This is a genomic window from Sphingorhabdus pulchriflava, from assembly GCF_003367235.1.
GTDB lineage: Bacteria > Pseudomonadota > Alphaproteobacteria > Sphingomonadales > Sphingomonadaceae > Sphingorhabdus_B > Sphingorhabdus_B pulchriflava.
Window position 1 is genome coordinate 1783070 of the sequence record NZ_QRGP01000001.1, and the last position, 20952, is coordinate 1804021.

Here is a 20952-nt window from a genome sequence, read left to right on the forward strand (position 1 = left end):
CTGCCTTAGCCCTTGCGTCTCAATTTGATGCGAATCTGCCTAAATGGCAAGCACTTTTTTGCAGTGCACAAATTTTGAGCAATTGCCTATTCTGGCAGCATCTCAGCGAACACGTCCGGATCAAAACTTTGCCCGTCGAAAAAGCTGTCTGCCGTCAGGATCAGGCGACCCTGAATGCTGCCTACCCCGGTGGGCGTGCTGATCCCGCCTTCCAGTTTCGAGCTGGCGCCCGGAAGAGTCGCGCCAATCGGCCCTAATGCTGATCGATAGATGTCGGGCCGAAAGACAGCCTGTGCGCGCTGGTAATCGGCATGGTGGGGCGGCGCATGCCCCGCCTCGACCATTTGCGCATATAGCCATGCAGCCTGGCTGACCCATGGGAAATTGGCGGCCTCACGATGCTGGAACATGAAGTCGGGAATGTGCACCGGATCAAAGCCGTCGGCGAACAGGACCAGATCCTGCACGACCCGCCTGATCGCGTCGGCTGAACCGTCCAGATATTCGGGCCGCGCCATGATCGAGGTGATCTGTTCAAGCCTGTCCGGATCGACAAAGGCCTCACCCGCGCGATAGAGCGCGCGTAGCAGCGGATCGAAGCGTTCACGCTCCTGCTCGAGCCGCTCCTGTTTCACCGCCAGCACCTTTTCGACCCCGCGTCGCCAGATTTGCGAGGTAGTCGCGATCACTACGCCAGCGCCGCGCTCGACCGCAACGCTGTTCCACGGCGCACCGACGCAAATGCCGTCAACCTCGCCATTGGTCAGTGCATCGGCGGCATAGGGCGGTGCTATAGTGACAATCTCCACATCCGCATTGGGATCGGTCCCGGTACCGCGCAGCCAGTAACGCAGCATGTAATTGTGGCTCGAATAGCGATGGACTACGCCAAGGCGCAATTTTGTGCCCGCTGCCTTTTGTGCCATCGCGACCCGGGCAAAACTTGCCCCAATCGCGCTCACATCGCCCGGGCCACCAACCTGCGTCACTTGTGCCGCCAGATCGGGGCGCAAGGTGATGGCATTGCCGTTGAGTCCCAGCACAAAGGGCACCGACAGCGGTACCGCAGGCCGCCCCAGCCCCAGCGTCGTCGCAATGGCGAGCGGCGCTACCATATGGGCCGCATCGCTATGGCCATAGAGCAGTCGATCCTGCACCGTCGCCCAGCTCATGTCGCGCACCAGATCGAGCGCCAACCCTTCGTCTTCCGCAAAGCCCAGTTCGCGTGCCAATATCGGCAGCGCCGCATCAACCAGCGGAAGAAAACCAAGCCGGAATACTGCCGTCACGCTATAGTCCCCCCATCAATTTGTCGGCGGTCAACAGCGCATCTGCCACCTCAGAAATCCGCCTACCGCTATCCATCGCCGCCTTGCGCAGTTGCGCATAGGCAGTTGCTTCGTCCAGCCCGCGCTTCTTCATTAGCAATGCCTTGGCTGCGTCGACCGCTTTGCGCTCGGCAAGCGCATTGCGCGCTTCATCCAGTTCGGTTTTCAATCGGGCAAAGGCGTTGAAGCGCTTGATGGCGAGTTCGACGATCGGTCGGATGCGCTCTGCTTTCAGGCCGTCGACAACATAGGCCGATACCCCGGCATCGATTGCCGACTCCATTGCTGTTTCATCGCTCTGGTCGACAAACATTGCAACCGGTCGCGCCAAAGCGCGCGACACTGCAAACAGCTCTTCCAGTTCATCGCGCTGCGGGTTGGCCAGATCCATCAGAACAACATCGGGCGCAAAAGCCTCCAGCCGGGCAACCAGCCCCGCACGCTCGGAAAGCACGAGCAGCTCGGCAAGGCCAGTGCCTTCCAAACCTTCGCGGATGACCGCAGCCCTAGCCGGGCTTTCATCGACAATCGCTATGCGCATTTTGTGCGGTGCAGCATATTCGATTGTGATAGACCTTCAAGGGATATATCGCTGTGGCGGTTAGCAGTGAAATCTACGCCGCCCGAGTTCCAAAGGGCAGAGATGAACTAATGGCTGGTTTCAGAGGCTTGAATTAGAACGATTGGCTTCCGCTTTGTTAGCGATTTCGGCCGCGAATTGGTTTGAAGCTTCGCCCGATTACATCCATCTACAGTGGGTGAATCGGAGGCAAACCAACTGTCACTTTTCCCGCATATAGGCGCTCACCCGCTCGAGCGTGCGTCGTCGCGGCGAACGGCCTGACCGCAAATCCTCGACAAATCGCGGATCTTTGACCGCCAGACGCCCAAAGCGCGTCGGCGAGATCCCGTGCTGTTCAATATATTGCTCGATTTCGCCAAGAAGAGGATGGTTCATGGAATCACTTTGCGTCTTGTGTTCATGTTATGTTCCTATTAGGAAGACTTCCTAGAGTCTAGGATAAATTCCTAGGAGCGAAGCAAAGGACCAAATGCGATGAGTGATCCCCGTGCAGCACTGGACGAGCTGATCCGGAAAAATGGCGATGATTATTCGACTTTATCGCGCATGCTCGGGCGCAATGCTGCCTATATACAGCAGTTCATCAAACGCGGCTCGCCGCGCATGCTCTCCGAAGGCGACCGCAGCATCCTTGCGCGCTATTTCGGGGTCGAGGATAGCTTGCTCGGCGGCCCATCGCGCCGCGGGGGTCCGGTGGTCGAACTTGTCCAGGTGCCTGTACTAGATGTATCTGCGTCCGCCGGACATGGCGCAGTTGCCGATATGGAGCAGAAATGCACGCAATTCGGATTTGACGAAAAGTGGCTGCGCAAACTGACCACAAGCCGCGGACCCAGCCTATCTATCATCCATGTGCTGGGCGATTCTATGGAACCAACGCTTGCCGACAAAGATGATGTCATGGTCGATCTGGGTGACGGCCAAGCCCGGCTGCGAGATGGTATTTATGTTTTGCGTATGGACGATACGCTCAGCGTCAAACGGATTGCGCTTGAACCCAAGGGGAGGCTGATTTCTGTAATCAGCGATAACCCGGCTTATCCGACTTGGAACGGCCTAGACCGGCGCGCGGTCAATATTGTTGGCAGGGTGCTTTGGTTTGGACGCAAGTTACAGTAAATCGCATTTGGAATGATGAGTTAAACCGACCGTGCTTAAAGGGTGACATAGTTGAAAATTCGACGATCACTGGCTTGGTGATAATAAATCTGGTTCCGCGAATTCCCCCGTTACCGGATTATCCGCCTGCCTTTATCCGCAGTCTTTCGGCTCGGTTAGCAATACCTGCAGCCAGATCTCCGACCTTACGCATGTCTGCGAGCCCGGGCACTTCGAACCCGCCTGCGATCATGAAGATAATTTTGTCAGCAAGTTCTGCAGCCCGGATCCGCATATAGGGCGCACCCAATTTGGCTTCAGCCGCGAATAGCGCAAACGTCTCCTTGTCGACTTCTTCCAGAGTAGCTGCCTTGCCAAAGCGCATCGCCAATTTGGGTGCCAGTTCGGGCCAGGCATGGGTTGCAACCAGATCATAAAGTGGTGCCAGTTGGACATGGCTATCGTCGCTGCACAACAAACTGAAATTCTTGGCGTGCGCATCGGCATTGCCGATGATGAGGTTGAACAGGGCTGCATCGGCGAGTTTCAGGACTTCGGTGGCAGGGCGTGTTGCGGCACGCCTAAGCAATGCAAAACAATCTGCAAAGACCGGTCCGCCATCGCCTGCATATTTCCGCTGCGGCGGCACCCCTAATGCCTGAGCAAAATCCTCTTGATGCAAGCGCTCGGTGCTTCCTTCATCGCTGTGCTTGCGGTCATAGCGCGCCACCAGCAGATAAGGCCGGTCGAGCGCAATCCGCCATTCCGCAATTGCCGCGTCGAGCCCCACCGCACGGGCAAGGGCCAGGCAATAGGCTTCGTTCGCGGCAAGCCCTGCAAAATGCAGTGGCTCGGGCTTTATCAAATGGGTCGAGATTTCACCGGCACGCGGGATGCGGATGCCGGCGCCGGATAGGATGACCGGAAGCTTGCTCTGGGCGCCTGCTAGGCTCAATCTTATGCCCTCTTCGCCCGCCAGCATGGGCGCTCGCGGCAGCCGCTCAAACAGGGCCAGTAAAGCTGCATCATCAAGCGGATCGGATGGCGGTGTTTTATGATCAAATATTGGGGGCTTCTCGCCTTCTTTCAGGAAGGAAAGCGCCCCTGCAACATCGCCGCCAAGCGCTGCTAAAAGGCGAAAGGGATTGTCTGGCGATATACCCAGTGCACGCGCGACCGCAATGCGCTGTGCTTCCTCGGGCAGCAGTCCACCAAAGACGGCTTTACACAAGGCATCGTCATAAGGCTCTGTGTGTTTCGGAAGGGCTTGCGACACAGGCAGTGCCGAAGCATCGGCCAGCCAATCGGCGCCATATGTAAAATGCATGGCACCGCCCTTGTCGATCGACAAGACGCCAACGGGCTGCTGACCCCACCATAGCACAAGATAGTCGAGGACAGGCAGGCTCATGCCCCTTGCCCGGATTGCGGCGCGACGACTTTCATGGTGGCACCTTCCGGCGTGCGAACTTCAAGGTCGCAGCCCAATGCTTCCAGCACTGCCAGTACTTTGTCGAGCTGGACTGTTGGTTTTCCCCGCTCGAGTTCGACCAGAAAACGCAATCCCACGCCGCTTGCCGCAGCAAGCTCGTCCTGTCGCAATCCAAGCAGTTTGCGTTCCTCGCGGATTATCGCGCCAATATGTGTTGAATGCATCATGACAATTTACCGTACGGGTAATATTCCATGAAGTTGCCGGAAATGCAAGTCATATTTCCCGAGCGGGTAATTTATTCGATCAATCAGATTAAAGCAGGCTATATTTCCCGTACGGGATATTTTCAATCACAACCCGATTTCGAATGGTTTGGCGATGGAACGGTCGCGTTCGGGCGGTGCGCGACCCTTATCCGTTTCGACCACCTGCCCTTTGGCAAGCCCAGCAGCGGCGGCCTGTTTGAGCATCCCGGTTGCCTCGAGCGCAGATGTTTTCATTCCCGAATTGCGCTCAACGGCCGCCTGAAGCCTGTCGCGATTGTCGAGGAATAGCGTCAATCCATCACGCAGGCGGGTGATAGTGACCAAGAAGGTCTGCTGGTTGGAGAGATTTTTCTCGCGACTGTCCATCACCGCTATCCCGCGATCAGAGGTCAGGCCCTGCGCCATATGGGCATTGAGGGCATAGGCAAGATCGAGCCGCTGCAGCATCGGATCGTCTCTGCCAAGCCGCTGTTCGATTCCCGTCGACGTGCGCACGGTCAATCCCTTGGTATTGACCGCCAAAATCTGCGCTTGATCTGCATTGAGGAGCCCCCGTTTGTGATCGGTATCAGTCCATCGGATACGGTCGCCCTGGTGCAAATCGAGCGGCTTGGGTTCGAACAGCCGCAAAGGATCCTGTTCGCCTTGCGGTCGCAACTGGCCGGGCCTAAATACAAATTGCTTTCCGCGCTGGTTTTCAAGAGTGATGCTCCCCTGCCCTGCATCGACGCTTGCTACTCTGTATCGGCCTTCGTGCAAGCCTTGGGTGCGCTGGCGTCTGGCGACCTCGACCAGCATGCCGGGCGCATAGCTTTTGGCATAGCGCAGTTCCTCGCGGGTGACATTGACGCGCGAGAGCGTTTCAACGCTCAGTATTTCCTTCCCCAATTCGCCATTGGCCTTGAGCCCAGTTTGAACCGCTTCATTGACAGCAGTTCGCAAATTGCGCCCCGAGGCATAGATTGACGTCCGTTCGCGTTCGGCAGGAGATAGCGACAGCCAGGCGCTGGCGGCTGCAAGTGCTGCATCCTCCTTCACTTCAACGATATGGCGCTTCAGGTGATTGAGCGCTTCGGAGACATTGCCGCCCTGCGCTGCATGTTGTGCAGCGCGCAGGGTCTTGTCGCGGGCGCGGATGTTGAGGTTCATGATTGCAGTTTCAACGCCCGCTTTCTGCATGACATCGAAGGGTTTCCCCGCATCGACCGCACCCAGCTGCTTGCGATCGCCGATGCTTGCGAACCGATCGACTTCGAGAAGGTTTGCAAGCCGCACCAGTTTCTCCTTGTCGGCATTTCCGACCATTGAGGCTTCGTCGAGCAAGAGTACGCTTCCCCGATACTGCGCGCGTGCTTCTGCAAGCTTCAACGGATCGGACGCGACAAGAAGGCACGCATGGCGCTTCAAAAACCGTGCCACCGTCATCGATGGGATGCCGGTATCGCGTTCGAGCATCTGGACGAGGGTGTTCTGGACAGCGAGACCCACAACCTCGCGGCCTTCTTCGCGCAAAATATCGGCGACCGGCTTCAAGGCCGTGCTTTTGCCCGCACCAGCGATGCCCTGGATGGCGATGATACGGTTGTGCGAGCTCAGGATCAGCCGTCCCGCGCTCTCCTGGCCATGGTTGAGGGTCATGCCATATTTGAGTTCGGACAGCGCCTGTAGCCGCTCGCCTGCGACATTTGGAGCAATAATCGGCGAAGTCCTGTTCCGTCCTTCGTCGACGCCCGCCAATATGCGCTGCTCGAGCGCGAGCGCATCGGCACTGGTCACCATGCCGCGGTCAGCGGCTTTACCGGTAACAAGATGGCCTTGGCGCAACAGCTGCGCGACGCGTTCCTCGATTTGCGGCAAGGCGGTCGGCAAGCCAAAATCGAGCGCTGCCTTGTAGATCGCATTTTTTGCAAAAGCGGCCTCACGTTCGGCCAAATGGCGCACAGCAGACGCAACTGCATGAATGGCTGCGACCTGTTCAGGCGTCCGCTTTCCTAAAGCCCGCGGTATCAACGGATCGCCGCGCGATAGCCCCAAATTCTCTGCAATACCTGCTGCCCATTCGCGCACATTGGTGGCGGTTGTCACAACCCGGTCGGACAAGGTCGGGATATGCCCGATATCCGATGCTGCACGCGCATTGGCGCGGGCGATAAGCGCCGAAGGGTCGAAACCGAGCTCATCAGCCTTGGCTGCCCAGCTTCTCGCAAGCGCCGCACGATCTTCGATCTTGGGCTTGGCGGATCGGGTGATCAATGTTGCGGCATCTTGCACCGATGGCCCTCGACCATCCATGCGCGCCACCTGCGCAAGCACCTCGGCGCGTCTGCTGCTAAAGGCATCGCGTATTTCTTTGGGCACTCCTTTGGCTTCAAAGTTTCCGTGCTTGCCTTGCTCGCCAACTTCATAGCCGAGTTTTTCAACCGACAGCCGGAAACGTGCCATCGTCATCGCGTTCAGGAGCGTATTATGCTCCCATAATTTGCCATTCCACACTGCGCGCCACTTACCGTCCGGGCCCTGGGTTGCATTGGCAACGACTGCATGAAAATGCGCATTGGGTTCCTGATTTCGGTTGGTATCGTGTCGGAACAGTGCAACGACAAGATTACCGGTTTGCACAGGACGGATCCGGCCTTTAACCTCCATTCTGGTTTCAGCCAGATGCTTTTCAGCCCAACCGAGCGTCTCCTTCACTGCCTGCGCATAAACATCAATGATGCGGGTGTCGCCGCCCACCAATGCTATCAAAGACCAGCTTTTGGGCATCGAGAAAGTGAGGTCGGTGCCGGCACGATGGGGACGCAGATCGCTTCCTAATCGCGTGCCGTCTGGGAGATAGCCTTTCAATATCGCTTCAAACTGTTTGGCCTCGACCCTCCCGTCTAGCCCGAGCCCTTTTGCACCCTGCCCAAACCACTCTCCCGAACGATCAGCGTCGGCGCGGGTGTAATAATTGTCAGCGGCAAAATAGTTTGCAGCGCCGCCTGCAGTGCGGACATTGGCTACCGACAGCATCGATCAGACTTTGCGGCCAAGAGAACGCCTATCCGACTCATAGGTCCATATCGAGGTCGCCCAGATCGACGACATCCTTAGCTTCATCCTTCACGCGCATACCATCTTCGAGCATCAGCCGACGCGCCGCGTCCGCTTTTCCCATGTCACGATCCGTTTTAGATTTTTGTATAAGAAGTGCTGGCCTTGGCGCAGGCAAAGTACCCTGCGGTGACCATTGCTCTTGCCCTTCTGTTTGAGGTGTACCGACCCGTAAAACCTTATCCATTGGGAGCGCAGGCTGTGTGGTGCCTGACCGGTTTTCTTGTGGGCGCTCAGGTGGCTTATCCCGATCGTCATTCGGGACTAGATTTGGACTTGGCTGTGATGTGGCTGCGACATCTTGCTCTATAATGCGAGATTGGTCACCTGGCATGGCTCGCTCGTTCTCGGTTACTATGTGCGCAGGTTTCAGCGCCAACTCTCCTTGACTAGGAACCACCCCCTTGCCCGCACCATCATCATTAGAAGATGGATGTTCATCGGCGTTGCTCTGTGCTGCAGGATCCACCAATTGACAAGGAGGAGTTCCGTTGGACGGGCCATCATCGCCCGCACGCCGGATAAAGGGTTCGGCCCTTTTCTTGCGCGATACCGGGACAAGCTTGACCGGTGCTGCCGGAAAGCCGTCGGGAAATTTGAGATAACCCGAAAGCCTTGGCAGGTTCATTAGCTGGTCGGGTAATAAGAGCGGTTCGATATTCTTGCGCGGGGTCAGGCTGACGGCGTCACGGGCATTATTATAGCCATAGGTGTAGCCCTCCTCCATGTCGCGCACCTGGGTATGGCCGATAAAATCCGAACACCATGTTGCGGTCTCGCGGTCAGCGGTCCCCAGGATTAATTTGGTCCGGGCAAGCGAGGACAAGGTCATCGCCATATTCTCGCCGTACACCTCTTTGAGTTTGGCATAGGCATGGATGCCGGTCACAATCGCGCCACCAAAATTGCGGGCGGTCTGGAGACCCTTTTCAAGGGCTGGTAACCTGTGCAGCGCCCCCATTTCATCGATGAAAAACCAGAGCCGCAAGTCGCGCGTGCGCTCCATCGCCATCAACGTATTCATCGCGGTATCGAGCCAGACTGTCAGCAGCTGTGAACAGACGCTCATGTCGATATAGCGCGCCGAGATGTACAGCATCGAGCCGTCACGAGCGTCGCTTTCTACCCAGTCGCGTACCGAGAAGCGAGGTCCAGTTTTGGGGAGCAGCTTCAACGCTTTGGCATTGGCATTGAACACCGCACGGATCGATTCCGCCATACGGGCAGCCTCGGGAGCGGTGAGTGGATCGGCGATGGTGCCGCGCATCAGCTTGTGGACCTGGGTCAGGTCGGCGGTCATCAACTCGGTTGCAAGGGCCTCATTTGTGTCGCTGCCTTTTGCTCTGAGTTTGAGGCACATCTCAACAAAAAGAAGGCGTGCCGCCAGCACCCAGAATTGTTCCGAGCCTCCCCCGTCATGGGGAACAAGCGCTTCGGCAGCGGCTGAAAATTCAGCCTCATCACGGCATTCGTCGAACACGCTCCATTGCGGGCAACGGGCATCCAATGGGTTCAAGATGATGTCGCGGTCACTCTCGTAAAAATGCTCGATGAAGGTACCCGTCAGATCGAAGATGACAGCACGCTGGCCGGTAGATCGCGCCTCCTCGATCATATCCGAAAGCGCCACGGTTTTGCCCATGCCGGTGGTACCAATCAGCATGGCATGGCTCTGTTCGAGCCGCCACGGATAGCTCACTTTTGCAAGATGCGATGGCGCATAAGGAAAGAGCCGGCGCAGCTCACTGCCAAGCGCAAAGCGCCATTTGATGCCCATGGCCTCGTTCAGCTCGCGTTTCCATTCGCGCGCATTATGCTCGCCGATTTCCGCCGTCAGTTCGGGCAGCGTTGCAAGCAGGGCTCCGCGTTCATGCTTGCGCTCTTTCGAACGACTGCCGAAGCGCGCTGCAAACCAGTAAAAGGCGATCATGGCGGGCACGAGCGCGAGCGCCGAACGGATCAATGCCTGCTTGAGCAATGCAAGCATATGTGCCCATGCCAAGATGATCGGCGGGTAATCTTCAACCACGCCCAAGGGCATCTGGACGGTGCCGCCCAAACCGGTTTCAATGGCGATACTCTTTGCCGGATCAAACTCCATGAAGCCGTAAATTGCAGCGTATATCCGCATCCATATGAGATAGGTTTCGTGGGGAGAAAGTCCCTTTGAAAGGTTCCACCAGCACAAGCCGCCAATGACGACTGCGGCGATGATGACCGGACCTTTAAGCCCGGCTGCAAACATGAACCCGAAATGCCCAAGGAGCTGGCTGCCACGGGTGAAGTTCAATAGATTACGCTTCATTTTGAGGCCCCTTCCCCGGCAGCAGTGGCGATCCCCAATTGCTTGCAGCGGCGGGCATATGCTTCGTGCGCGCGGTCGCGTAATTTGGGATCGGTATGGCCAGCCAGCAGCGCATCGATGCCCACCATCGCAAAGACGGACTGGCGGTGGATGCGTTCGATTGATGATGCCTGAAGCGATGCTGGATCCTCGCCATCGCACGCGGCCATGAGCAGCAAGCGCACCCATTCGCTGACGCTCATACCCTTGGCTTTGGCAGCCATACGGACCCGGTGAGCCAGGTCATTCGATACGTAGATTTGCAGTGACAATGGACGTGCCATTGCGAACTCCTTTTCAAAAAAGGAGCCGGTTCACACTTGCGGAAGGCGATTTGGATTTAAGTCAGTTAGGAGAACATGTCAAGAACATTGAAAAGCGAGGAATACCGCCATTCCCGACCAGCGCTAATTTGGATTCAAGTCACACTGGCCGGTGATTTGAATATGATTGGAAAGTTGCCACTCCCCGTTTTCGGCGGAATTCCGCCAGAAACAGCTACAGCTTGCTGTGTAGGGTGTGCTTAGATTTTCCCAGCTGCGAGGATTGATCCAGCATATAGCTTTTAACGGGATGGTGGCTTGTGCGCTTATCTTAAAACGGAGTCGGCCTGCGCGTGAAACGCGTGCGTAAAAAGGCTAGCGCCAAGATCACTTTGGCACGCGAGCAAGAAAAAAGAGGAAGCCCGTGATGGACTTCCCCTTGAGCGTAATTTCTTCAAAACTCGTCGAGCATTTGGCTTGGAACCGAGTCCACAATCCGGTCGACCAGATGCTGCGGCAATGCCCCATAATCGCCTTCGTCGACGACGATATAGCCCCGTTCGAAATCGGTCAGAATATATTGGTTGAAATAGCTGTGAAAGGAGCGTGCATATGCGCAATGCATCGCAGCCTTCAGCGCCTGCTCATCGGCTTGGCGTTGCGTATATTCGAGTGCTTGTGAACCGTTCATGATAACCTCCTGATGTTAAGTTGATGCTTCGCATCAGGATGCGGACAATGGGTAGGATGGGCCGGGTCAGGGACCGCATGGCACATGCGGCCGCGCCAGCGGCGATGGGGGCAACGATTTTTTGGGGATGCAAGAAGGCGAAGCCGAGCTACACCCGGAAAAATGGTGGGGCCCCGTCGTCCTTGACGCGGTCCAAGCCCTGCCCATTAGACTTGGACTTTTGTGAGAGAGCCCCCTCCTCCACTCCCCGTTAAACCGGTGTGGAGGCTCGACTGCAGATTTCATTTTCCTACAGGCGCCCTGTCCGGATAGCGTCCTGATTTGGAGGGGACCAATGGCCAGTGAAAGGACATCTTATGGCCCGGTCCAAAACCAGCGCAGTCGATGCGCTCAAACGCCTGCAAGCCCAAAGAAGCGAACTCGATGCGCGCGAAACCAAGCTGCGCACCGATGCTGCCAATGAACTGGGGCGGGTGCTGCTTGAATGCGGCGCAGAAACCATCGAGCCTGCAAAATTGCGGCTGCTGATGAAACAGACAGCCGCGCTCGGGATCGATGCAGCGCTTGCCAAAGTCGGCAAGGCCTGAACGTCATAGGCGGCGGCACGGGGCTCGATGCCCCTGCCGCCGCCCCTTCCGCACAGACAAAAAGAAAAGACCCCGCCAGCTCGCGCCAGCGGGGCCTTTTTGTGGTGGCAGCCGATCAATCTTCGTCGATCGGCGGCGCGTCTTCATTCTCGCCCGAACGCGGCTTGGTGTGGAAATCGACCTTGTCCGCGTAGATTTCGCAGCCATAGCGCTTGACGCCTTCCTGATCTTCCCAGGACGAATAATGGAGCCGTCCTTCAACGCTCACCAGCTGGCCCTTCTTGCAATATTTGGCGACGTTTGCGCCCAAGCCATTGAAGCAGGTCACGCGGTGGAATTCGGCATCCTTCACGGTGTAGCCGTTTTCGTCCTTGTAGGTCTTGCCTTCCTTGTTGCGGGCGGGCCGGTCGGTGACGACATTGATCGTGGTGATCGAGCTGCCACCCTGGGCCTGCCGGGTTTCGGGGTCGCGTGAAATGCGGCCGACGAGGATAACGAGATTGGTCATGTTACTTCTCCTGAATGCTGCATCCGGGACCATCCCCGGCTGCGAACAGAAAAGGAGAAACAGCGAGCGGGCAGTTGCACCGCGTTCACGCGGGGAACCCGAGAAGCGCCGGGTGGTGCGGGCAGCGGCTTTAGCCGCAACACGGCCGGCAGCGTTCGGGTTGCAACCGACCGCTGGCTGGTTCACCTCGGTTCGCAAAAAGCCGGTATGGTCCCCGGTGCAGGCAGACAACAGGAGAGGCAAAGTCGCGATCTCATTGCTCGTTCTGCTATTTTCGCCCCTCCCGGTCCGCCCTCAGGCAAGGCTTGATCTCGCATCCTCATGTCGCCACTGTCAGCTACGCAGCCGGGAAGCTTCAAGCGGCAATCGGAAACGGTGCTGAAGGAACCTCCACCGGCGGCGTGTCATCAAATGGCTGGTCCAACCGGCGCCCTTTGAGCATCCAGGCCTGAGGTGCGATGAGGCGTCCCCAATCGGCAAAACTGGGAATGAAACCCAGGTCTTCGATCACATGCTGCTCGCCAATCAGCCGGACAGGGACATGCTTTCCATCGCTGTTAGTGATCGTCGCCCCGAAGAGCGTCTCGAGCATGAAGATACCCTCGGCATGGTGCCGCAACGCCCGGTGGCGCGGGTCGGCGAAGATCGCTTTCGACTGATCGAACCATTGGTGGAGCGCGAGATAATCATCGGGCGTTCCGCCCCATTTGCGCACCGAAGAAAGCGCGTGATAATAGCAATGGGCCATGATGTGCCTCGCTCACAATTCGGTCGAATGGCTGTCATGCGAGATGAAGCGCAAATTGCAGTCGAGCTGGAAGCTGGCGTCTGCCACATCGATCAGCAATTCACCAAAGGCGCCTTCGTTGATCTCCCATCCGCCATGATGCCGTTCGAGCGCTTCATAAGCTAAATCTTCGAGCAGCGAGGCGAGTTTGACATCATCCTTGCCCTCGCACGCGACATCGACATCGGGACATTCCATCACCTTGCCGTCGGCGCCAAAAAAGCTTGTCTCTTCGATCACGCCGTTATCGGCATAGCCATCGAAGCGGATCTCGACGGTGAGTATTCCATGTGCTGCAAGTTGCGGCAGCAACGCCGCTTTCATCGCCGCAATTTCTTGGTCAGCGATCGCGCTGCGTTCGGCCTGGCCTGCGAGATAGTCAACGGCCAATTGCGAAAAGTCATTCATGCGTTTGTCCTCCTGTGAGCGAAACCGCTGCGGACCATCCACAGCGGCTCAACAGCTCCAAGGACGCCTCCCCTCTGGGCATTCATACGCCAGCGCACGAAGGCGCTGGCGCGAATGAAGGGCGGCTCATTGCCTGGGCGTGGGGGTTCTTGCCTTCGGGCAGGTGCCAAGCGGACCGCGGCGGTCAACGACCGTCACGCGGGCGGCTTTGGCATCGATCACCAGACGTTCGAGGACGCCGTTTCCGGGAAAGGCGACGACATAGCGCGGATCGAGCGAAAGCATCTGTTCGTTGCGCTTGAACCCGGCGCGTGCCCCCAGTCGCCGGTCGAGCGCAAAGGTCAGTTGGGCAATCCCGCGACGTTCGGCCCAGGATGCCGCCAACCGGTCGACACCCTTGGTGTCGCCGCCATGCACCAGCACCATGTCGGGAACCGTGCCATGCACCTTGTCGAGTGTGGCCCAGACATTGGTGGCGAAGCTTTTGGCTTCATCGTCGGTTGGAAAGCGACAGCGTCCGCCTGCGAATATGACTGGCGTGCCTTCGGGCATCGCTGCACGTTTCTTGGAAGCGCTGCGGGCGCGCAAGAAGTCGCGCCCCTGCACCACCGCCGAGGTGAGCATCGCGCCATGGTTGAAGCGCGAACTGGAAACAGGTTTCCAGGACGATCCGAACTCGTTCATGTAGAGGGCTGCTGCAAATTCGCGCATCTCTTCCAGTGCCAACATGCTTGCTTCGGCACATTGCGCGCGTTCGATCTGGGTCTCGAGTTCATGCGTCAGTATCTCCGAGCCATCGTTCGAAGCAATGAGTGCGCGCACCTCGTCGGTCGCACGGTCGACACTCGTTGATTTGCGTTCCGCCGCACGGTGAAAGAGATTAACGAGGCCCCAGCCCAGATCCTCGGCATCGGCTTCAAGCGCTGTATCGCTGAACAGTGCAAAAAGATCCGACCAGACGCCTTCAAGCGTTTGTGCAACAGCTTCGGCACAGGGAAAGTCGGTCTGAGTGACGGGCGGCGGGCCAATGGTGAAACCGGAAAGATCGAGCCCGGCAAGTTGCTCGGCAAAAGTTGTTTGCATTGTGGTTCTCCTGACTATTGGCTGCTAGCGGCCTCTCCGCCAGCGAGAGCCCGTCAGGGCCAGCTTCAGGCAGGCAAGCGCACCGACGCGCCAGCGGAAGGGGAACCGGCCAAGGGCAGGCTGGCGCGGGCAGCGCTTGTGCAACAAGCGCAACACGGGCCTGCCCGGGCGGGTTGCGCAGGGCTGGCGGCTGGCCCAGGGCCTCTCTCGCTATGGCGATGGCCGCACGCCTCAGGCGTCAGGAATTCATGTAAGCGCGTCTGCGCCCTTCAGCCGGGACCAACCAATCCGAACCCGGCGGCTGTGAACACCAGCTGATCCTCGGCCGGAAAGGCGGCGAATGCTGTCAAACGATCTTCTTCGTAGCGCAAATGCCAGGTTCGCTGCGTCACGGGATCGCGCCCGCCAAAGACGCTTGGCTCCAGGATGACGATGTTGCAGCGCGCCTCGGGATCGCGCGCCGATATCGTGCGGATCAAAGCGAGCGATGCCTCACGAGCGGCAGCGGCAAGGTCCTGGCAGGCACCATAGTCGTTGCGGTCGATCCAGCGCGCTTGCTCAGCATCGAAGGGGGGACAGGTCAGATCGATCGCCTGCTCAGAGCGAACGGCTACCGTGAAGCTTGAATGCTCGCTGGTGGCTGAGGAAGGCTCGAACCCCGGTGAACGCAAGAAAAAGCGCAAGCGCCAATATGCCGTCTCGGCAATGGCGGTTGCCTCGGCTTCGCTTGCATAGAAAATCCCGGGGCGTTCATCGGCACGACGAAATCGGCTAGGAGTGCGATGGCCATAGCGGAAGGGCGAAGCCAGCAGATAATGGAGACCTTGTGCAGCCTTGGGCAAATCCGGTTTGGCGGCTTCCGCAAGCGCCTCAAGCCGTGCCTGATCGGCAAGCGAAGCGGCCAAGCGGTTGGTCGAGATGCGGTGCTGTGCCTCGACCACCCGCCAGACATGACCGTTGTAGGCGCGAACCTCAGACGCGAGCGCGGTGGGCGTCCACATAGTCGCAAACGGTCAATAGGCCCTTGAAGCTGTCGATGAGATCGAGCGGCCGGGCATCAAGGTCAAGATTATGCGTCTGGAGCCAGCGGCGCGCCGCCGCGTCGTCGCTTCCCAGAAGCGAATCCAGGCTTCTGAACAAGCGCAGCAGAAATTGTCCGGCCTCAAAGGACTTGGACGCCGGATCGAGCATAGTGCGCCCGGTGGTCAACCGCGAGGCGGTCGCCTGCGAGAGACCGAGAATGGTCCCCAATTTGGCGGTGCTCAGACCCCAATAATCTGCTATTTTTGCAATAGCAGAGGTGAGAACGCGGGCATCCTCCTGTGCATCAACCTTGAAGCGCGTAGCCATGGTTCATCCTTTCATTTGAATGTTATTACACAAATTCATTCAAATGAATAGATAAATCTCAATGCCCATGGTTTGGCTCCATTTAGGCTGCCTCTGACAGGGGCTCGACCTCCCCCATCTCGCATTCGCGGCCACCAAGCTTCAAAAGCAGCGCACTTGCTTCCTCTGCGCGCGCAGCGGCAGTGAGCATCGCACGGTCATCGTCGCGCAGCAGCTTGAGCCAATGGTCTATATAGCTTGCATGATTGTCGAGATGGGTGACCGGAAGTCCGAGTTCAGCGCCCAATATCGCGCTCGACAATTCGGCAATCAGTTCTTCGGCGGCATAGGCCGCACTGCCGAAGCGGTTTTTGAGATTACGGTCGAGCCGTGATCCATGCCCGGTCCAGTGCGACAATTCGTGACCAAGCGTCGCATAATAATGGTCAAAGCCTGAAAAGAGCTCGGGTGAGGGCATGGTGATCCGGTCGGCCACCGGTTCATAATAGGCTTCAGAACCTGAATGTCGGAGCGCTGCCGGGATCTGGCTGAAGAATAGGTCGAGATCGGCTTTGCGCCCCTCGGGTTCGACCAGCGCAAGATCGTGCGACGGGTGGTAGCGTTCGGGTAATCCGTCGATCTGATCGGCATTGAACACGGCATAGGCACGAAGCACGCGGCGGCTTTCTTCCTGTGTTTCTCCGGTGTCGGAAGCCTCGACCTCCCTGGAATAGCTTTTGTAGAAGATCGCGATGGTCGACTTCTCGCCCTTGCGCACTTGCGCGCCCATCTTGTTCGCCTGCGCATAGGTCATCCAATAGGGCGAGGCATAGCCGCACATATCGGCGACCATCCAGAGCCAGAAGACATTCATACCCCGATAGGGCGTGCCGCAACTGCGCAAAGGGCGCGAGACCGGCAGTCCACGCCACGGTTTGACCCAGGGTCTGGTTCCAGCCTCGAGCCTCTCGATGATCTGGTTGGTGATACGGGTTGCGGGCGACAGGCCAGCGCGTTTGGAATGATAGGCCATGTGAGAAACTCCTGAATGTCGGCCGGACCAGTCCGGCAATCGACATGGGGCACAGGCTCCCCTCTCCTCTCTTTCCATTTGGCGAAGAGAAGAAGCGGCCCCCTTGCTTGCCAAGGGAGCCGCTTCCAACGCAGGCTCAGACCCGTCCTGTCAGGAGGAGGTCAGGCGGCGAGTTCGACACCTGCATTGTCGGTTGTTTCCTGGCTGATCGCGGGATCCTCGGCGGTCGACCCATCGGCATCCATCTCAGCACCGTCAGCTGCGACTGCTGCGATGTCCGCATCGGTCTCGGTCGCAGGTTCAACGCCCGGCGCATCCGCAAAACGCATGGCGGCAGGCAGCCAGGCAAGCGCCCGCTCCTTGACTTCAACTTCGGTGATGAAGTTGCCGGCGAAGATGCGTTCAGCACTTGCGGCAAGATCACCCTTTTTCGAAGCCGAGAAACGCGAAGCAAGCGTAGGCCCGCCGACATCGGTCAATGCTTCGAGAATGACGGCCTTCGACACCCTGTCGAAATAATTGGCCGCGGTCGGACGCCACCAGGCTGCCATATCGATCCCGGTCAACTGCCCCAGATGATCGTGGAAGACATTGCCGCGATTGCCGCTCACATTGAGGCTCGCCTCAAGTGTGCGCCCCACAACCCAGCCAAGCCATGCGGAACGGGCTTCATCGTCGAGGCGGCGGAAGAGGTCGAAACGCTCGGCAATGCTGTCGCCCGCGCGCCAGCTTTCATCGAGACCGCCGCGAAGTTCGGCGATCGCAGCAGTGGCCGCCGCATCCTTAGCTTCAAATCCGTGCGCCGGACCCGAAGAAGCCGAACCCCGAATGGTGAGCCCGGGCGATGAAGACCAGCGATAAGTGTCCGCGTCGGCCAGAATGAACACGAACAGGTCGAGCGCGAGTGCGGGATCGCTTGCAACATGGAGCGCCAGAACGTCGCGGCGTTGCATGGCGAGTTCATCGACGAGCCGCTGCGACATGGCCGCGCGAGCGGGCTTGTCACCCGATCCACTGCTAACGACCTCGACCGCGCCTTCCTCGCTTGCGCTCACGACAAGCGTTTCAGTGAAATATAGCGGCTGGAGCGTGGGGACACCGTCGCGGCCGAGCGTCAGGATCATCCCGCTTTCGCGCTTGATGTCCGGATCGATCTCGACCGGGCGGTCACGGATTGCGGCAATTTCGGCATCGATGCGCTCGATTTCTTCGGACGCTGCACTTGTATCGTCCTCGCTTGCATCTTCATCCTCGAGGATGACCGCTTGCGCGTCATAGGCGGCATCGAGCTCTTCGATGCGGGCCAATTCGTCTTCGGTGTAGACGCGCTGGGGTACGGGAACGCGGTGCAAGCCTTCGACAAGGTCATGGCTCACATAGACGTCGAGTGTCGGCTTAACCCAGGCAAGGCCCTGCTCTGCCGCAACGCTGGCTGCCGCCTCTTCCATCCTGGCATTTGCGAGATTTTCCAGAAGTGCAACGTCGAGCCAGCTTTCATTCTCTTCATCGTCGAACAGCTCGCGGTCGACGCGCCCGCCGGCTGCAAGATAGGCGTCCTTCCCGACCAGTTTCGCACGCGGATCGCTGCCGCGCACCGTACTGTTCAATACCATGCGGCGAATGCTGTCAGGCGAAGCGCGGTAGCAGGATTGGACGACTTCATCATAGACACGCGCCTGGATGGCCTGATCCGAGGTTGCCCCGTAAGCTTTCGCCATATCGAGCGTGATCTCGCCTGCAGCCAGCGCTTCGAAGACCACAGGGGCAAGCGATGCCAGACGCAGGCGGCCTTCGACGAAGCGGACGGTCAAGCCAAAGCGTCGTGCGACATCTTCGGGCGTTGCACCGGTTTCGATGATGCTCGCAAAAGCTTGTGCTTCATCGGCCGGGTTCATCTTGAGCGTGTGAAAATTCTCGGCAAGGCTTGCTTCGCGAACCTGCGTTTCATCACCGTCGAGAACCAGACACATGATGGGGAGTGTGCGCGACAGATGCTTGTCTGCCGCAAGCGCGAGCAAAGCCCTGCGGCGGCGTTCGCCTGCTTCCACCTCATATTGGCCCTTCTTGCCTTCGCGAACCACGAGGTTCTGCAAAAGGCCGTGCGCTGCCACACTTGCCTTGAGTTCGGCATCGGCGACCGGATCGGAGCGCTTGCGGACGTTCCGAGGGGATGCAACAAGCTTGTTCAACGGAATTGACTTGATCATGGGATTTCTCCTGAAGTGCGAGCCGACGCACCGCCAATCGGACGCCAGAGCTCAGCTGCTCGAGGGCCCCCTCCCCTCTTTGCTCCAGTTGGCGAACTACCATGGCCCTACTTTGCCCAGCACAATCGGCCACGAGCATAAAATTCTTGAACCTTTCATATTGTGGAAGTATTGAGAATTTTATGCCAGCTTTGGTCAAAGAAATTTCAAAGGCGGGATTGGCAGGCCGCATCCTTGCAGAACGACAGCTCGCAGAGCTTGTTGGCGGGAGTGCTGCGCGCCGTTACGGGCTGGTCAACCGTGCGATCAAGGATGGAGCGCTGCTCCGCATCAAGCGCGGGACCTATGTGCTCGCAGCTCACTATCGGGCCGAGCCGGTCCATCCCTTTGCTGTCGCGCAGAGCCTGCTTCCCGGCAGTTACATCTCATTCGAAACAGCACTTTCCTATCATGGCTGGATCCCGGAGAGCGTGTTTACGACTGCCAGTGTATCGCCGGGCCGTAAGACGCTCGAATATACAACCGAAGCCTTCGGCAGCTTTGTCTTTCACCCGCTCGCTATCCATCAATATCGCCTGCTGACCAGCGTCGATCGCGTGGTCCTCGGCAAACAGACTGCTCTTGTTGCCCAGCCCTTGCGGGCCCTTCTCGACCTTATGGCGTTGCGCAAGCAGCCTTGGCAGGGCCTCGATTGGCTGACGAGCGGCATGCGGATCGACGAAGCGCAGCTGTTTGCGCTTAAGCGCACAGATTTTGCCGCATTGAAGCCCGTCTACAAGCATAAGGCGGTGAATGCGTTTCTCAACCAACTCGAAGACGCGCTGTTGAGCGGGAAGGCAACTGGCCGACGGAGTTCGCGAAATGATTGATCTGATCAAGGAACGGCTGCGCCGCTATGCTGCTGCAAATCCGCTCGAAGAAGAAAATGCGGTCAAGGAAATCCTCCAGGAAATCGCGCTCTACGCGCTTTGGCGCAGTGATTTTTTCGATGTCGCCCTGTTCCAGGGAGGCACCAGTTTGCGCATCCTGCACGGCCTGCCGCGGTTTTCCGAAGATCTGGATTTCCTACTGCGTACACCAAACCCTGATTTTGACTGGTCGCCCTATCTGGCCACGCTCACGCAAGTGGCTGCGGAGTTCGGCGTCAAGCTGGAGGCGCAGCCGCCTGCCCGGATGGATAAGGCCATCCATGCAGCGCTCATCAAGAATGATTCCATTGCCAATCAGCTGGACTTGTCTTTTGTCGGCCAAGACCGGCGAAAAACAATCCGGATCAAGCTCGAAATCGACGTCAATCCGCCCTTGGGATCGGGGGAGGCCACGAGCTTTCTCGATTTCCCCCTGGATTATGAAGTGCGCCATCAGGACCTACCGTCCAATTTTGCGCTCAAGATTCATGCGCTTTTATGTCGCGGCTTTTTGAAGGGTCGCGACTGGTTCGATTTTTCCTGGTATGTTTCGCGCGATATCTCGCCCAATCTCGCTCTCTTGCGCAATGCTCTCATTCAGGCAGGTCCTTGGAAAGGCGATGAAACCATTTCCGTCGATATCGCATGGCTGAAAGCAGCACTTTCCAGCACGATCGCCAAGATCGACTGGAAGGAGGCGGGTGAGGATGTTGCCCGGTTCCTCCGCCCAGCAGAGCTTCGCTCAATTGACCTGTGGAGCGAGCGGTTCTTCACGGCAAAGCTCGATAAACTTGCAATTGCGGCGATTGAAAAGCCGATTCAAAAGAGCAAATTAGATCGGTGATTTTTGCAGTCACTAACGAAGTAAGCCAGCCCGTAGGCAATTTGGTGCCGTGGGACGCTATAAAGTTTCAGACATAGGGGTATCTTGCACCATTGACCGCTTCCGCTAACAAAGCAGTCATAAAACGATCCTGGTCCATTTGTTATAATGCGTC

Annotated in this window: 21 protein-coding genes; 4 read left to right on the plus strand and 17 right to left on the minus strand. The window is 58.0% G+C overall.

Annotation, left to right across the window (positions count from 1 at the left end; translation table 11 throughout):
- Positions 1-86 precede the first annotated feature (86 nt).
- The 3 genes from DXH95_RS08795 to DXH95_RS16100 all read right to left on the minus strand — a co-directional run bounded on the left by DXH95_RS08795 (position 87) and on the right by DXH95_RS16100 (position 2286).
- Positions 87-1289 (minus strand): ABC transporter substrate-binding protein, encoded by a 1203-nt coding sequence (locus DXH95_RS08795; protein ID WP_115548971.1) that lies wholly within the window; start codon positions 1287-1289, stop codon positions 87-89.
- A 1-nt stretch (position 1290) separates the two neighbouring features.
- Positions 1291-1869 (minus strand): ANTAR domain-containing response regulator, encoded by a 579-nt coding sequence (locus tag DXH95_RS08800; RefSeq protein ID WP_115548972.1) that lies wholly within the window; start codon positions 1867-1869, stop codon positions 1291-1293.
- Positions 1870-2109: 240 nt separating this feature from the next.
- Complete coding sequence (locus DXH95_RS16100; RefSeq protein ID WP_181883611.1) at positions 2110-2286, minus strand: hypothetical protein; 177 nt, start codon at positions 2284-2286, stop codon at positions 2110-2112.
- 99 nt (positions 2287-2385) lie between these two features.
- Between DXH95_RS16100 and DXH95_RS08805 the strand changes: the two genes are divergently transcribed.
- Positions 2386-3030, plus strand: a complete 645-nt coding sequence (locus DXH95_RS08805; RefSeq protein ID WP_115548973.1) for a S24 family peptidase — start codon at positions 2386-2388, stop codon at positions 3028-3030.
- Positions 3031-3148: 118 nt separating this feature from the next.
- Here the strand turns inward: DXH95_RS08805 and DXH95_RS08810 are convergent, their stop codons facing one another.
- The 6 genes from DXH95_RS08810 to DXH95_RS08835 form a co-directional block, all read right to left on the minus strand.
- Complete coding sequence (locus DXH95_RS08810; RefSeq protein WP_115548974.1) at positions 3149-4420, minus strand: type II toxin-antitoxin system HipA family toxin; 1272 nt, start codon at positions 4418-4420, stop codon at positions 3149-3151.
- Entirely contained in the window at positions 4417-4668 is a 252-nt protein-coding gene (locus DXH95_RS08815) for a helix-turn-helix transcriptional regulator (RefSeq protein WP_420822279.1), read from the minus strand. Before DXH95_RS08815 ends, DXH95_RS08810 begins: the two co-directional genes overlap by 4 nt.
- Before the next feature lie 126 nt (positions 4669-4794).
- A complete protein-coding gene (gene mobF / locus DXH95_RS08820) occupies positions 4795-7725 on the minus strand; it encodes a MobF family relaxase (protein WP_115548975.1) in 2931 nt (976 codons plus the stop codon).
- Positions 7726-7762: 37 nt separating this feature from the next.
- On the minus strand, positions 7763-10111 hold the full coding sequence (locus DXH95_RS08825; protein WP_115548976.1) for a type IV secretion system DNA-binding domain-containing protein: 2349 nt from the start codon (positions 10109-10111) through the stop codon (positions 7763-7765).
- Positions 10108-10434 carry a hypothetical protein gene (locus DXH95_RS08830; RefSeq protein ID WP_115548977.1) on the minus strand — a complete coding sequence of 109 codons (327 nt, stop codon included), beginning with the start codon at positions 10432-10434 and terminating at the stop codon, positions 10108-10110. The genes DXH95_RS08825 and DXH95_RS08830 overlap by 4 nt, the downstream gene beginning before the upstream one ends.
- A 433-nt stretch (positions 10435-10867) precedes the next feature.
- Positions 10868-11104, minus strand: a complete 237-nt coding sequence (locus DXH95_RS08835) for a hypothetical protein (protein WP_115548978.1) — start codon at positions 11102-11104, stop codon at positions 10868-10870.
- Positions 11105-11460: 356 nt separating this feature from the next.
- On the opposite strand from DXH95_RS08835, the gene DXH95_RS08840 reads away from it, so the two are divergent.
- Positions 11461-11691 (plus strand): DUF6437 family protein, encoded by a 231-nt coding sequence (locus DXH95_RS08840; protein ID WP_115548979.1) that lies wholly within the window; start codon positions 11461-11463, stop codon positions 11689-11691.
- A gap of 115 nt (positions 11692-11806) precedes the next feature.
- Here DXH95_RS08840 and DXH95_RS08845 read toward each other — a convergent pair whose 3' ends face one another.
- The 8 genes from DXH95_RS08845 to DXH95_RS08880 all read right to left on the minus strand — a co-directional run bounded on the left by DXH95_RS08845 (position 11807) and on the right by DXH95_RS08880 (position 19046).
- Complete coding sequence (locus DXH95_RS08845; RefSeq protein WP_115549493.1) at positions 11807-12199, minus strand: single-stranded DNA-binding protein; 393 nt, start codon at positions 12197-12199, stop codon at positions 11807-11809.
- Between the two features lie 355 nt (positions 12200-12554).
- The gene (locus DXH95_RS08850; RefSeq protein WP_115548980.1) at positions 12555-12947 is read right to left on the minus strand and encodes a DUF6915 family protein; all 393 of its coding nucleotides are present in this window, start codon (positions 12945-12947) and stop codon (positions 12555-12557) included.
- 12 nt (positions 12948-12959) lie between these two features.
- A complete protein-coding gene (locus tag DXH95_RS08855) occupies positions 12960-13394 on the minus strand; it encodes a DUF6878 family protein (RefSeq protein WP_115548981.1) in 435 nt (144 codons plus the stop codon).
- A 126-nt stretch (positions 13395-13520) separates the two neighbouring features.
- Complete coding sequence (locus DXH95_RS08860) at positions 13521-14477, minus strand: DUF2493 domain-containing protein (RefSeq protein ID WP_115548982.1); 957 nt, start codon at positions 14475-14477, stop codon at positions 13521-13523.
- 269 nt (positions 14478-14746) lie between these two features.
- The gene (locus DXH95_RS08865; protein WP_115548983.1) at positions 14747-15478 is read right to left on the minus strand and encodes an RES domain-containing protein; all 732 of its coding nucleotides are present in this window, start codon (positions 15476-15478) and stop codon (positions 14747-14749) included.
- Positions 15450-15827, minus strand: coding sequence for an antitoxin Xre/MbcA/ParS toxin-binding domain-containing protein (locus DXH95_RS08870; protein WP_115548984.1), 378 nt, complete (start codon positions 15825-15827; stop codon positions 15450-15452). The genes DXH95_RS08865 and DXH95_RS08870 overlap by 29 nt, the downstream gene beginning before the upstream one ends.
- A gap of 82 nt (positions 15828-15909) precedes the next feature.
- The gene (locus tag DXH95_RS08875) at positions 15910-16839 is read right to left on the minus strand and encodes an ArdC family protein (RefSeq protein ID WP_115548985.1); all 930 of its coding nucleotides are present in this window, start codon (positions 16837-16839) and stop codon (positions 15910-15912) included.
- A 161-nt stretch (positions 16840-17000) separates the two neighbouring features.
- Positions 17001-19046, minus strand: a complete 2046-nt coding sequence (locus DXH95_RS08880) for a ParB/RepB/Spo0J family partition protein (RefSeq protein ID WP_115548986.1) — start codon at positions 19044-19046, stop codon at positions 17001-17003.
- A gap of 182 nt (positions 19047-19228) precedes the next feature.
- Between DXH95_RS08880 and DXH95_RS08885 the strand changes: the two genes are divergently transcribed.
- Together DXH95_RS08885 and DXH95_RS08890 are read left to right on the plus strand one after the other, a co-directional pair.
- Entirely contained in the window at positions 19229-19915 is a 687-nt protein-coding gene (locus DXH95_RS08885) for a type IV toxin-antitoxin system AbiEi family antitoxin domain-containing protein (protein ID WP_115548987.1), read from the plus strand.
- Positions 19908-20798: a nucleotidyl transferase AbiEii/AbiGii toxin family protein gene (locus tag DXH95_RS08890; protein ID WP_115548988.1), complete on the plus strand. Its 891-nt coding sequence runs from the start codon at positions 19908-19910 to the stop codon at positions 20796-20798. Before DXH95_RS08885 ends, DXH95_RS08890 begins: the two co-directional genes overlap by 8 nt.
- The last annotated feature ends 154 nt before the right edge of the window (positions 20799-20952 follow it).

Coding starts and splice junctions, on each gene's coding strand:
- DXH95_RS08840 (WP_115548979.1), top strand. CDS start 11,461: ATGGCCCGGTCCAAAACCAGCGCAGTCGATGCGCTCAAACGCCTGCAA.
- DXH95_RS08860 (WP_115548982.1), bottom strand. CDS start 14,477: ATGCAAACAACTTTTGCCGAGCAACTTGCCGGGCTCGATCTTTCCGGT.
- DXH95_RS08825 (WP_115548976.1), bottom strand. CDS start 10,111: ATGAAGCGTAATCTATTGAACTTCACCCGTGGCAGCCAGCTCCTTGGG.
- DXH95_RS08805 (WP_115548973.1), top strand. CDS start 2,386: ATGAGTGATCCCCGTGCAGCACTGGACGAGCTGATCCGGAAAAATGGC.
- DXH95_RS08800 (WP_115548972.1), bottom strand. CDS start 1,869: ATGCGCATAGCGATTGTCGATGAAAGCCCGGCTAGGGCTGCGGTCATC.
- DXH95_RS08830 (WP_115548977.1), bottom strand. CDS start 10,434: ATGGCACGTCCATTGTCACTGCAAATCTACGTATCGAATGACCTGGCT.
- DXH95_RS08865 (WP_115548983.1), bottom strand. CDS start 15,478: ATGTGGACGCCCACCGCGCTCGCGTCTGAGGTTCGCGCCTACAACGGT.
- DXH95_RS08810 (WP_115548974.1), bottom strand. CDS start 4,420: ATGAGCCTGCCTGTCCTCGACTATCTTGTGCTATGGTGGGGTCAGCAG.
- DXH95_RS08845 (WP_115549493.1), bottom strand. CDS start 12,199: ATGACCAATCTCGTTATCCTCGTCGGCCGCATTTCACGCGACCCCGAA.
- DXH95_RS08815 (WP_420822279.1), bottom strand. CDS start 4,668: ATGATGCATTCAACACATATTGGCGCGATAATCCGCGAGGAACGCAAA.
- mobF (WP_115548975.1), bottom strand. CDS start 7,725: ATGCTGTCGGTAGCCAATGTCCGCACTGCAGGCGGCGCTGCAAACTAT.
- DXH95_RS08875 (WP_115548985.1), bottom strand. CDS start 16,839: ATGGCCTATCATTCCAAACGCGCTGGCCTGTCGCCCGCAACCCGTATC.
- DXH95_RS08855 (WP_115548981.1), bottom strand. CDS start 13,394: ATGAATGACTTTTCGCAATTGGCCGTTGACTATCTCGCAGGCCAGGCC.
- DXH95_RS08885 (WP_115548987.1), top strand. CDS start 19,229: ATGCCAGCTTTGGTCAAAGAAATTTCAAAGGCGGGATTGGCAGGCCGC.
- DXH95_RS08880 (WP_115548986.1), bottom strand. CDS start 19,046: ATGATCAAGTCAATTCCGTTGAACAAGCTTGTTGCATCCCCTCGGAAC.
- DXH95_RS08890 (WP_115548988.1), top strand. CDS start 19,908: ATGATTGATCTGATCAAGGAACGGCTGCGCCGCTATGCTGCTGCAAAT.
- DXH95_RS08870 (WP_115548984.1), bottom strand. CDS start 15,827: ATGGCTACGCGCTTCAAGGTTGATGCACAGGAGGATGCCCGCGTTCTC.
- DXH95_RS08850 (WP_115548980.1), bottom strand. CDS start 12,947: ATGGCCCATTGCTATTATCACGCGCTTTCTTCGGTGCGCAAATGGGGC.
- DXH95_RS16100 (WP_181883611.1), bottom strand. CDS start 2,286: ATGAACCATCCTCTTCTTGGCGAAATCGAGCAATATATTGAACAGCAC.
- DXH95_RS08835 (WP_115548978.1), bottom strand. CDS start 11,104: ATGAACGGTTCACAAGCACTCGAATATACGCAACGCCAAGCCGATGAG.